Annotated in this window: 12 protein-coding genes; 3 read left to right on the top strand and 9 right to left on the bottom strand. The window is 45.0% G+C overall.

Features of this window, described 5'->3' with window-relative positions; all coding sequences use genetic code 11:
• Positions 1-55: 55 nt before the first annotated feature.
• The 3 genes from rpsI to zapE form a co-directional block, all read right to left on the bottom strand.
• Entirely contained in the window at positions 56-448 is a 393-nt protein-coding gene (gene rpsI, locus AACU59_RS06225; RefSeq protein ID WP_010318040.1) for a 30S ribosomal protein S9, read from the bottom strand.
• A 15-nt stretch (positions 449-463) separates the two neighbouring features.
• Positions 464-892 carry a 50S ribosomal protein L13 gene (gene rplM / locus AACU59_RS06220; RefSeq protein ID WP_013856066.1) on the bottom strand — a complete coding sequence of 143 codons (429 nt, stop codon included), beginning with the start codon at positions 890-892 and terminating at the stop codon, positions 464-466.
• Positions 893-1,129: 237 nt separating this feature from the next.
• On the bottom strand, positions 1,130-2,236 hold the full coding sequence (zapE, locus tag AACU59_RS06215) for a cell division protein ZapE (protein ID WP_094144442.1): 1,107 nt from the start codon (positions 2,234-2,236) through the stop codon (positions 1,130-1,132).
• Positions 2,237-2,380: 144 nt separating this feature from the next.
• On the opposite strand from zapE, the gene zapG reads away from it, so the two are divergent.
• From zapG to degS, 3 genes are all read left to right on the top strand, one after another.
• Positions 2,381-2,824: a Z-ring associated protein ZapG gene (zapG, locus tag AACU59_RS06210; RefSeq protein WP_013856064.1), complete on the top strand. Its 444-nt coding sequence runs from the start codon at positions 2,381-2,383 to the stop codon at positions 2,822-2,824.
• 116 nt (positions 2,825-2,940) lie between these two features.
• On the top strand, positions 2,941-4,305 hold the full coding sequence (locus tag AACU59_RS06205; RefSeq protein ID WP_026027948.1) for a Do family serine endopeptidase: 1,365 nt from the start codon (positions 2,941-2,943) through the stop codon (positions 4,303-4,305).
• Positions 4,306-4,447: 142 nt separating this feature from the next.
• Positions 4,448-5,512 (top strand): outer membrane-stress sensor serine endopeptidase DegS, encoded by a 1,065-nt coding sequence (degS, locus tag AACU59_RS06200; protein WP_026027274.1) that lies wholly within the window; start codon positions 4,448-4,450, stop codon positions 5,510-5,512.
• 72 nt (positions 5,513-5,584) lie between these two features.
• Here the strand turns inward: degS and parC are convergent, their stop codons facing one another.
• From parC to nudF, 6 genes are all read right to left on the bottom strand, one after another.
• Positions 5,585-7,861, bottom strand: coding sequence for a DNA topoisomerase IV subunit A (parC, locus tag AACU59_RS06195; RefSeq protein WP_019283351.1), 2,277 nt, complete (start codon positions 7,859-7,861; stop codon positions 5,585-5,587).
• Complete coding sequence (gene parE, locus AACU59_RS06190; RefSeq protein WP_017042666.1) at positions 7,862-9,745, bottom strand: DNA topoisomerase IV subunit B; 1,884 nt, start codon at positions 9,743-9,745, stop codon at positions 7,862-7,864.
• 212 nt (positions 9,746-9,957) lie between these two features.
• On the bottom strand, positions 9,958-10,554 hold the full coding sequence (gene yqiA / locus AACU59_RS06185; protein ID WP_013856059.1) for an esterase YqiA: 597 nt from the start codon (positions 10,552-10,554) through the stop codon (positions 9,958-9,960).
• Positions 10,544-11,365 (bottom strand): 3',5'-cyclic-AMP phosphodiesterase, encoded by an 822-nt coding sequence (gene cpdA, locus AACU59_RS06180; RefSeq protein ID WP_064625880.1) that lies wholly within the window; start codon positions 11,363-11,365, stop codon positions 10,544-10,546. Before cpdA ends, yqiA begins: the two co-directional genes overlap by 11 nt.
• Before the next feature lie 47 nt (positions 11,366-11,412).
• Positions 11,413-11,847: a DUF1249 family protein gene (locus AACU59_RS06175; RefSeq protein ID WP_017042669.1), complete on the bottom strand. Its 435-nt coding sequence runs from the start codon at positions 11,845-11,847 to the stop codon at positions 11,413-11,415.
• Complete coding sequence (gene nudF / locus AACU59_RS06170; protein WP_064625881.1) at positions 11,835-12,464, bottom strand: ADP-ribose diphosphatase; 630 nt, start codon at positions 12,462-12,464, stop codon at positions 11,835-11,837. The genes AACU59_RS06175 and nudF overlap by 13 nt, the downstream gene beginning before the upstream one ends.
• Positions 12,465-12,522: the final 58 nt, after the last annotated feature.

Raw genomic sequence — 12,522 nt, 5'->3', positions numbered from 1 at the left:
CCGGGCTTTTGAACCACAATCCAGTAACACTGGAAGCGAATCTTTTGAAAAAAGATTAACGCTTAGAGAATTGTGGTTTACGACGTGCTTTACGTAGACCAACTTTCTTACGTTCAACGCAACGAGCGTCGCGAGTAACGTAGCCAGCTGCACGTAGAACAGGACGTAGTGATTCGTCGTATTCCATTAGAGCGCGAGTGATACCGTGACGGATAGCACCAGCTTGACCAGAAATACCACCACCTTTAACAGTAATGTATAGATCTAGTTTCTCAGTTAGTTCAACTAGCTCAAGAGGTTGTTTAACAACCATGCGAGAAGTTGGACGACCAAAGTAAACATCAAGGCTACGCTTGTTGATTACAATGTTGCCGCTGCCTGGTTTAATAAAAACGCGTGCAGCTGAGCTTTTGCGACGGCCAGTGCCGTAGTATTGATTCTCTGCCATTTTCGAAATCCCCAATTAGATGTCTAGTACTTTTGGTTGTTGAGCAGCATGGTTGTGCTCAGCGCCAGCGTAAACTTTCAGCTTACGGTACATAGCACGGCCTAGAGGACCACGTGGTAGCATACCTTTAACCGCTAGCTCAATAACCATCTCTGGCTTACGAATAATCAGCTTGTCGAAAGTGATTGATTTTAAGCCGCCTGGAAATTCAGTGTGACGGTAGTAAGTTTTAGCTGCTGCTTTGTTACCAGTTACAGTAACTTTCTCAGCGTTTACAACGATGATGTAATCACCAGTGTCCACGTGAGGAGTGTATTCAGCTTTATGTTTGCCACGTAGGCGAGATGCAATTTCACTTGCTAGACGACCTAGAGTTTTACCCTCAGCGTCTACGATATACCAGTCGCGTTTTACAGTTTCTGGTTTAGCAACGAAAGTTTTCATGCTAATAATAACCCGTTAAATAAAATTTACACTAAAAGGAGCATTAAAATGCCCCCACTGTCTAAGAGTCCAAAGTTGCCCCTTCGAGCGTTTGGTTTCTCTCGGCCTCTCGTTTCACAGAAACAGGCCTGCAGTAACGGTGGGTCGCAGGATTATAGGGAAGTCAGTAGAAAAAATCACCTCTTTTTGAACAAAATCACGAATTTTTTATTTTGCTTTAAAAGTGTTCGGATTGAGCTAGGCCAGATGTTCCCTTGATAAATACTCATGACTTTGCATTTCAATTAACCGCGACTGACAACGTTTGAATTCAAACTCCAGTTGCCCATGCAGATACAGATCGTCCAGCGCCACTTCGGCGGAGATAATTACTTTTACATGTCGTTCGTAAAATTCATCAATCAACGCAATAAAACGCCGCGCTGCATCATCGATGGCGCGATCCATTTGCTTCACATCAGCCAACAGTACTGTGTGGTAAATTTTGGACAACTCAATGTAATCGTTTTGGCTTCTCGCCGTTTGACATAACTGTTCAAATGTCGCATGTAAAATACCATCACTAGCCTTTACAACAGAGAGGGTGCGATGATTGATTTCAATCTCACTGCGTGCTTCTTTTTTCTCGTCACCAACCAATTGCCGATAGTAATGTTGTAAATTGTGGCTTGCTGCTTCATCCAATGGATAGTGGTAAATTTCCGCTTGCTCTAATGTTCTTAAGCGATAATCAATACCACTATCGACGTTCAACACATGACAGTGTGATTCAATCAAAGCAATTGCAGGGAGAAAGCGTGCTCGCTGCAAGCCGTTGCGGTATAAGTCGTGCGGTGGAATGTTCGATGTCGCCACTAAGATAATACCGCGCTTAAACAGTGCTTGAAACAAGGTACCCAAAATCATCGCATCGGTAATATCTGATACAAAAAATTCATCAAAACAGATAATTTCCGTTTCAGACTTTAAAATATCGGCAACCTTTTCTAAGGGCTCTTCAACTCCAGCCTGCGCCTTCAACTCATCATGAACTCGGTACATAAAACGGTGGAAATGCACTCGCATTTTGCGAGTGGTTGGCAGAGCCTCAAAAAACGTATCCATTAGATAGGTTTTTCCTCGCCCGACACCGCCCCAAAAATAGAGCCCTTTAGGTAAGTTAGGCTGTTCAGCTTGGCGACCAAGCCATTTGGTCCAAACCGCGGAGGGCTTAACTGGTTGGTTAAGATAATCCTGAAACTGATGGTAGAGTAAATCCAGCGCATCGACGGCGCTTTCTTGGGCAGAGTCTCGCTGAAAACCGAGTTTTTTTACATCGTGTTCATATCGCTGTTTTGGTGTCATGACCGCCTACTGCACTAAAGAAAATGGAAACTGCTATTTCGTGTATTTCGCTTTATTGGCTAGAGCAGTCATAGTAACATGTCCGAGCGACGTGTGTAACCAACAGGTAAAAAACATGTTAAATAACAACAATAAGGAGCTGTTATGCCTTGGATATATGCCATTGTAGGCTTGCTAGTAGGGGCCGTGTTGGGAATGGTCATTTCACGATTGACTACGCCTCAATATAAAAACCAAAAGTCTCTACAAAAAGAATTAGATAACGCGAAATTTAGTTTGGAACAACAACGCCAAGAATTGTCGGATCATTTTGCTCAAGCGGCAGAAATACTCGATACACTAGGTAAAGATTATACAAAACTGTATCAACACATGGCCAAAACATCGTCCGAAATTCTGCCGAATATGCCAGAGCAAGATAACCCATTTATCAAAAAAATCGCTCTGCATAATGATACAGATAAAAGCAACGATGACATTTTGGAACAGCCACCGAAAGATTATGCCAATGGCGCAACAGGGCTTTTTAATACCCCCAAAAAAGAGATCATTCATTCTGCAGACGTGGTTAAGGTGAAAGCCGTTTAATCTGAATTCATGAACTTTATAAAGGTTTTTGAGTCATAAACCTCACGAGAGTGTTGAAGTTTTGTCTTTCGTACAAATATTAAACTTCGAACACAGTTATTCCAAAGGAGCTTATGATGAAAAAACCTTTACTTCTTTTAACCGCTCTATCCTTAAGTTTAAGTTCAATCATCACCCCACTACCCGCAATGGCAGCGCTACCCTTTTCTGTCAGTGGTGAGCCATTGCCGAGCTTAGCACCGATGCTAGAGCAAGTGACACCGGCGGTTGTGAGTATCTCAGTTGAGGGAACTCAAGTTTCCCATCAACGTTTACCCGAGCAGTTTCGATTTTTCTTTGGTCCTGACTTCCCAATCGACCAATCGCAAGAGCGGCCATTTAGAGCATTAGGCTCTGGTGTCATTACTGACGCAGACAAAGGTTATGTTGTGACTAATTATCACGTCATCGATGGCGCTGATAAGATTCGCGTCAAATTATACGACGGCCGAGAATACGATGCGGAGCTCGTCGGTGGCGATAAAATGTCCGATGTCGCGCTGATCAAACTAAAAAAAGCAAAAAATTTAACCCAAATTCGTATCGCGGATTCAGACAAACTGCGTGTAGGTGATTTCACGGTCGCGATCGGGAACCCGTTTGGTCTTGGTCAAACGGTGACTTCCGGCATTGTTTCTGCGCTAGGACGAAGTGGACTTAATCTTGAAAACTTTGAGAACTTTATTCAGACCGATGCCGCGATTAACAGTGGCAACTCTGGTGGTGCCTTAGTCAATCTCAATGGTGAATTGATTGGGATTAATACCGCGATTCTTGGGCCGAATGGTGGCAACGTTGGGATAGGTTTTGCAATACCATCAAATATGATGAAAAACTTGACCGAACAGATCTTAGAATTTGGTGAGGTAAAACGTGGCGTGCTCGGTGTTCAAGGGGGTGAAATAACCTCTGAACTGGCTGAAGCGCTAGGCTATGAGTCAAGTAAAGGGGCGTTTGTTAGCCAAGTTATTAAAGATAGCGCCGCCGATAAAGCAGGGATCAAAGCGGGTGATGTCATCACAGCTATTAATGGAAAAAACGTTTCTACCTTCAACGAATTAAGAGCCAAAGTGGCAACATTAGGTGCAGGTAAAAAAATCACAATCGATGTTATCCGCGATGGTAAAAGCAAAACCTTCGACGTAACCTTGAGTGAAAACAACACCACAACTAAAGCAGAGCAACTGCACTCGGGGTTGACTGGTGCGGCACTGACCAATACGACGGATCAAGACCCAATCGCTGGCGTTAAAGTGACTGCTATAGAGAAAGGGTCAGCGGCAGAAGCGTATCAACTACAAAAAGAGGACATCATCATTGGTGTTAACCGCCAACGAGTGAAAAACCTCGCACAATTACGCGAAATTTTGGAGAAAAAGCCGAGCATACTTGCGCTGAATATCCAACGAGGTGATAGAACTATTTACTTGGTTATTCGCTAATTAGTGAGAATCTCTTGTCGAGTGATCAGGGCAGCATTTAAATGCTGCCCTTTTCTTATTCAATCATGTAGTGCTATTCTTCCTCTCTCAAGCTCAGGTGTAAAATAAGCTGAGTATATAGCGGGTTTTGTTTGGGGAAGATATGCTTAACTTTTTACTTCGTTCAGTGGGGCTTGGGCTTCTCGCTGCTGTTGTTATTTTACTAGCGGTTCCCTCGCTACGTTCAAATGTTCTCCCGCAAATCGCGGCCGAAGAGTCTCCCAATGCGCTCTCTTTGCAAATTTCGTTTAACCAAGCCGTTCGCCGCGCCGCACCTGCTGTAGTCAATATTTACAACCAAAAATACACCGAAAGCGATCGCAGTAAACTGTCGATTCAAGGGTTAGGCTCTGGTGTGATTGTGAGCGAGAAAGGGTACATCATTACGAACTATCACGTAGTAGCCCAAGCCGACCAAATCGTAGCGGCCTTACAAGATGGCCGTCTCGCAGCCGCGCAATTAGTAGGCAAAGATCGACGCACGGATATCGCAATTTTGCGAATCGAAGGAACGAACCTTCCCGTTATTCCACAAAATCCCAATTACTCGGTGAAAGTTGGCGATGTGGTACTGGCCATTGGCAATCCATACAACCTTGGACAAACCACTACTTTTGGTATCATTTCTGCCACTGAACGTTCATCAGTCAGTACCGATGGACGTCAAGCTTTCATCCAAACTGATGCGGCCATTAATGAAGGCAATTCAGGTGGAGCTTTGGTCAACACTCAAGGAGAGCTCGTAGGTATTAATACGGCTTCGTTTCAACAAGCAACTGAAATGAAAACCGATGGTATATCATTCGCGATTCCCTACAAATTAGCCAATACCATTATGGAAAAAATCATTGCTGATGGACGCGTGATTCGCGGCTATATCGGTATTGATGGGCAAGATATTACTCCAGTAACATCTCGCTTACTTGGCAGTGAACATATTGGCGGTATAGTTGTGTTGGGCATTGACCCCAATGGCCCTGCGGAAACGGCTGGTTTTAAAGAGCGGGACATTATTCTAAAAATTGGCGGTAAAAAAATTAATGGTCGCAAGAGTGTGATGGAAATTGTCACTGACTTGCGCCCAGGTACCGTTGTCGATGTGCTCATCTTACGTAAAGGTGAAGAGATGACACTTCCCGTGACAATTGTTGAAGACCTACGCGAATAAAACTAAGCCACCAAAAACAAAGAGACATAAAAAAGCCCCCAACTCACGAAGGGGGCTTTTATTTATAGATTTTTACTCTTGCTCAAGATCTGAATCACTAAGTTCTGATTCAATCTCAATCGCAGTAACACGTTGTAACCCTCTCGGCAGTAAACTACCTCGACGTCCACGCTCACCACGGAAGTTTTCTAGATCGCTGGCTTTTAAACCAAGTTTGCGTTTGCCGGCATAGAGCGTAATAGCCGCTCCTTGAGGCAAGGAGATTAAGTGTGACACAAACTCTTCACGCTCTTTGGACTTAGCCGCAGGAATATTGATTATTTTGTTGCCTTTGCCTTTGGTTAGCTGTGGTAAATCTTTGATTGGGAATAGCAACATTCGACCCTGATTCGTGATCGCTAAAATGTCATCAGACTCCAAATTACCGATGGCCTGCGGCGTCATTACCTCTGAGTTCTCAGGCAAATTAACTAAGGCTTTACCACTACGGTTTTTCGACAGTAGTTCACCACCTTTACACACAAAACCATAACCGGCATCCGAGCCCACTAACCAGAGTTGATCCTCTTCCCCCATCACTACTTGGCGGATAGACGAGCCCTCTGTGATATTGAGACGACCCGTAATCGGCTCACCTTGACTGCGCGCCGAAGGTAGCGAGTGAGCTTCAAGCGAATAACTTCGACCATCGCTACCCAAGAATACGACCTGTTGATTGCTCTTACCACAAGCATGAGCCAAATACTGATCGCCGGATTTATAGCTCAAACTTTGGCAATCCACATCATGCCCTTTGGCATGACGTACCCAGCCTTTTTCCGAAAGCACAACGGTGATCGCTTCACTTGGCACAAGGTCACGCTCAGTCAAGGCTTTAGATTCAGCACGCTCAATCAGTGGTGAACGGCGATCATCGCCATACTTCTCAGCATCTGCTTTGATCTCTTTCTTCAACAAGGTGTTCAAGCGACGCTCAGAACCAAGCAACTGCTCTAATTTTTCGCGCTCTTTAGCAAGCTCATCTTGCTCACCACGAATCTTCATCTCTTCAAGTTTGGCTAAGTGGCGAAGTTTGGTATCTAAAATCGCATCGGCTTGAATAGCACTAATACCAAAACGGGCCATCAGTACCGCTTTCGGTTCATCTTCAGTACGAATGATTTCAATCACTTCATCAATATTCAGATAAGCGATTAGTAAACCTTCCAAGATGTGCAAACGCGCCATGACTTTATCAAGACGGTACTGCAAACGGCGGCGAACCGTGGTGCGGCGAAACTCAATCCACTCAGAAAGAATAGTCACTAAACCTTTCACTTCTGGGCGATTGTTTAAGCCAATCATGTTCAAGTTAACACGGAAGCTTTTTTCTAGATCGGTTGATGCGAACAAGTGGCTCATCAACAAATCACAATCTACACGGTTAGAACGCGGCACAATAACAATGCGCGTAGGGTTCTCGTGATCCGATTCATCGCGTAAATCTTCAACCATTGGCAATTTCTTCGCGCGCATTTGGTTAGCGATTTGTTCGAGCAATTTAGCGCCTGAAACTTGATGAGGTAATGCGGTGATCACAACATCACCACCCTCTTTATGCCAAACCGCGCGCATTTTGATACTGCCGCGACCTGAGCGATATATTTTCTCAATTTCAATTCTGGGTGAAATAATTTCCGCTTCGGTCGGATAATCTGGCCCTTGCACATACTGCATCACATCGTGCAGTTGCGCCTCTGGGTTATCGATCAGGTGAATCGTCGCATCGGCAATTTCGCGCACATTGTGTGGTGGAATATCGGTCGCCATGCCCACCGCAATTCCCGTGACGCCATTGAGCAAAATATGAGGTAAACGCGCCGGCAGCATTTGTGGTTCTTGCATTGTCCCATCAAAGTTAGGCTGCCAATCAACGTTGCCTTGTCCAAGCTCACCCAGTAAAACTTCAGCGAATTTAGACAGTTTCGCTTCGGTATAACGCATCGCCGCGAAGGATTTTGGATCGTCCGGAGCACCCCAGTTACCTTGACCATCCACCAATGGATAGCGGTAAGAAAAGGGTTGTGCCATTAATACCATCGCTTCGTAACAGGCCGAATCACCGTGCGGGTGGTATTTACCGAGCACGTCACCAACGGTACGCGCTGATTTTTTGTACTTGGCTGACGCCGAGAGTCCAAGCTCCGACATCGCATAAATAATACGTCGCTGTACCGGTTTTAAACCATCACCAATATAAGGCAGTGCGCGGTCCATGATGACGTACATCGAATAATTGAGATAGGCGTCTTCAGTGAACTTACGCAGCGGCAGTTTCTCAACGCCATCAAAGGTTATTTCAGTTGACATTTATTGCACCTCTGCCATATCGCCATAACGTTGCAACCATGCGCGGCGGTCATCTGCACGCTTTTTACCTAGCAACATGTCCATCATCTCATCCGTTGCTTCAGCATCATCAATGGTCAGTTGCACCAAGCGGCGCGTGTTTGGATCCATCGTTGTTTCACGCAATTGAAGCGGATTCATTTCACCCAAACCTTTAAATCGCTGGACGTTGATTTTGGCTTTTTTCTGGCTAAGTCGCTCTAAAATGCCCTCTTTTTCAGCATCATCGAGTGCATAAAAGACCTCTTTGCCGCAGTCGATCCGATACAAAGGCGGCATCGCAACAAAAATATGACCCGCTTTGACTAATGCTCGGAAATGTTTGGTAAATAAGGCGCAGAGCAAGGTGGCAATATGTAAACCATCAGAGTCCGCATCTGCGAGAATACAGATTTTACCGTAACGCAATCCATCGAGATCGTCGTTATCAGGATCAATCCCAAGCGCAACAGAGATATCATGCACTTCTTGTGAAGCCAGCACTTGGTCTGCCGACACTTCCCACGTATTTAAAATTTTCCCACGCAGTGGCATAACCGCTTGAAATTCACGATCGCGCGCTTGCTTAGCACTGCCGCCTGCTGAATCCCCTTCGACAAAGAAGATTTCAGTGCGGCTCAGGTCTTGCACTGAACAGTCGGTCAGTTTACCGGGGAGCGCGGGGCCTGATGCGATTTTTTTCCGTACCACTTTTTTGCTGGCTCGCATGCGGCGATGCGCATTGGCAATGCACACTTCGGCAAGTAATTCAGCGAGTTGTGGTTTTTCATTCAGCCATAAACTAAAGGAGTCTTTTATTACACCTGAAACAAAAGCCGCGGTTTGACGTGAAGAAAGGCGCTCTTTGGTTTGCCCTGCAAACTGTGGGTCTTGCATCTTAACCGACAACACATAAGAACAGCGGTCAAAGACATCTTCACCAGTTAACTTAACGCCACGCGGCAACAGGTTGCGGAATTCACAGAATTCACGCATCGCATCGAGCAACCCTTGGCGTAAGCCGTTAACGTGCGTACCACCTTGTGCGGTAGGGATTAAGTTAACATAGCTTTCAGTGATCATCTCACCACCTTCAGGTAGCCAAATCACTGCCCAGTTGGCCGCTTCAGTTTCAGCGACAAACTCACCCGTAAATGGCTCTTCGGGCAATAAGGTGTAACCCTTTACGCCTTCTGCGAGATAATCTTTTAGGCCGTCTTCGTAGTACCAACGGTGCTCAAGATTGTTAACCTTATCACTAAAGGTGATCTCGAGCCCCGGGCAAAGTACCGCTTTAGCGCGCAAATTATTGATTAGGCGAGTCACTGAAAAGTTAGGCGAATCAAAGTAGCTGGTATCGGGCCAAAAGTGGACACTCGTCCCTTTATTACGACGACCACAGGTACCAGTTACCGTCAATTCCTCGACTTTATTACCGTGCTCAAACGCCATTTCATATATTTGCCCATCACGGCGAACGGTCACTTCCACACGCTTGGATAGGGCATTCACTACGGAAATACCTACCCCATGTAAACCACCGGAGAACTGGTAGCTTTTGTTTGAAAACTTACCACCCGCATGCAATTTACAGAAGATAAGCTCAACGCCTGATATTTTCTCTTCAGGGTGAATATCAACAGGCATACCACGCCCATCATCGATCACTTCAAGTGATTGATCTGCGTGGAGAATAACTTGTACCTTGGAGGCATATCCGGCTAGCGCTTCATCGACACTGTTATCGATAACTTCTTGGCCTAAATGGTTAGGTCGCGCGGTGTCCGTATACATCCCAGGTCGGCGACGTACTGGCTCTAAACCATTAAGAACTTCAATGGCCCCAGCATTATATTGTTCAGTCATAATACGGAATGCTTTTATAGATAAATGATTCGTTACTTTTTCGGCAGTTTATCAATGATGTGCTTGTGATTAATTAACGACAACAACGCTGATTTTTTCAGCATTACAAACTGCAAAAGTATAGATAGGACATAGTCTGGAAGAGCCTTGCTTATGTCAAGCGAGATAAGTAAGTTACAGGTAAAATTATGACTCCCCCCTCAATGAATTGGTCAGAGATCTAGGAATTCGATGATTTGTCGCGGATATCGCTCAAAGTTCACAAAACTATGATCGCCGCCAAATTCAACCGTCTGTTTTGCTCCCGCCAATTTAGCGACGGCTTGACGGTAATCTAAGACTTCATCACCCATTTGTTGCAACAACCAAAATGACGTGACGTCATTAATTTTAACCTCTAATGCTTTGAGCTCTTCAATATGTTTCGCCTCTAGCCGATAGTGCTCTTGCGTGTAGGGGTTGACTTGTTCGCCTAAAAAATTGACCAATAATTCATACGGTTTGATTGCTGGGTTTATCACCACGGCACGAAAACCAAACAAATGGTTTAACCAAATAGACAAATACCCGCCTAATGAACTCCCCACCAGCGCAATACGATATTGATCTTGATGTTGATGAATAAGATCAAGTAGATATTCCGCAGCTTGCGCGGGAAAACTGGGTAACTTAGGCACCATCACTTTGATATCAGGACGCTGCATTTGGCAATACTTCACCATCACTTGTGCTTTGTGCGACAGCGGCGAGCTATTAAAGCCATGAATATAAAGCAGCATAGGTTGACGAGTAGGCATCTCAGTATCCATTAGCGTTAAAATCCGGTTGGAATGCGCCGTTAGCTAAACGTTTGACTTGAGTTTCTATTTGACCATCAGCAGATAGCGTCAATTCACGCCATCCTGGGGAAGTGCGATCCAAAGCAAAATCATCTGAATTGGGCTTAAATTGTACACAGGTCGAGGGAGTAGCCATCACTCGGACACCGTGATGGAGTTTATCCATATTTTGATGAACATGACCACACAGGACGGCTTTCACATTGCGATGTTGCGTGACGATATTCCAAAAAGCATCGCTGTCTTTAAGGCTATGTTGATCGAGCCAGGCACTCCCCACCAATAGAGGATGATGATGCAGCACAATCAAGGTGTGTCGCTGATGGTGCGTCGATAATTTTTCGTCAAGTAAAGCCAATTGTTGATCGCTCAGCCGTCCGTGCGGTACGCCCACCACTTGAGAATCGAGCATCACCATCTGCCAGTGTTCACCGAGTAATACATGCTCCGACTGTTGAATCTGCTCTGACGGGAATACGGCGCCCATATTGGGTTTAAAGTCGTGATTACCGGGAAGCCAAAAACAAGTTTTTTCTAATGAAGAAATACCACGAGAGAAACGAAGATAAGACTCAGCACTATGATCTTGCGAGATGTCGCCCGTAGCCAGAATTGCATCAAATTCAGCATGTTGTGCGCAGATCTCTGCCACAACAGCATGAAAGCTATCTACCGTATTAACACTCAACAGGCTGCCATCATCCGGCGCAAACAGATGCGTATCGGTAATTTGTAGCAGCTTGATGCTGTCTGAATTGTCTAGAGTTGGCGACACGTTCAAAATTTATTAATCCAAATTGAATGACTAATTTTCATCTACGACGAAGACTAAATTGGAGCTCGGCTAATCCCGTGCTTTAAACAGAAAGTAAGCCAATCGCCTAAAAAGCGATTGATTTGCGCTTTCTCATCTTTTTGCATCATTTGTTCATTCGGGTAATCATAGCGAGCTTTGATCTGATTTATCCGCGCACTTGCACACACTTCGGAAACACGTGCATCGTGGTAAAGCCTGACAGACATCGACGGTAATGGAAATACTGAAACGTCATCACTCTGACAAATCTCCACTAAAGTTGTGTACTTTGTGACCTCTAGCACTTGTAATTGATAGGTCATTTGAGCAGCCTGATAACAGCGTAAGTCACCTACGCTCGGCTGACTGGGTAACAAAGCGTTCAATTTCGCGTAGTTAGTTTCGTACACACGCATTAGTTCCGATAAATCAACGTGATACGGTTTTTTCAATGCTAATTCTGCCATTGCAATTGTAACTGTTGATAGTTTAGCTCTAACCATTGTAAAGCGATAATTGAGGCACCATTCTCAATTTGGCCATTTTTCACTAAGCGGTAAGCCTCTTCACGGCTCATGACATGAACGTTGATGTCTTCACCTTCATAGTCCAGCCCATGTACGCCTTTAGCTTGCGTTGCATCGATTTCACCAACAAAGACGTCGAGTAATTCAGAGCATCCCCCAGATGATGGATAATAAGAGCTAATTTTTTCGATTCGGTTCACTTCAATTCCCGCCTCTTCCATCGCCTCTCGACGAATAACCTGCTCGGACGTTTCATTAGGGTCGATGACTCCAGCAACAATCTCCAGTTGCCAAGGATGGGCGTGCTCTAGTGCTCCAACTCGAATTTGCTCTATAATCACGACTTCATCACGCGCAGGATCATAAGGAAGCATAGCCGCAGCATGACCTCTTTCAAACATTTCTCTTTCAATCTCCTCACTCCATCCACCTTCAAACAACTTGTGTTTAAAGCGGTATTTCACCATGCGGAAAAAACCTTGGAACAGTGTTTCTTTTGAAATGACGTCCACATCTTGGGGCGTAAAAATGTTGTACCGTTTGTCAGACTGCTGCATTTGAAACCTCGCTCAGTGAATCTCATAGTTTAATCATGGAATTCATCCATCACCAAGG

This window comes from Vibrio sp. V23_P3S9T160, assembly GCF_963886625.1.
Lineage (GTDB): Bacteria > Pseudomonadota > Gammaproteobacteria > Enterobacterales > Vibrionaceae > Vibrio > Vibrio anguillarum.
This window is presented reverse-complemented; position numbering and strand designations above follow the sequence as displayed.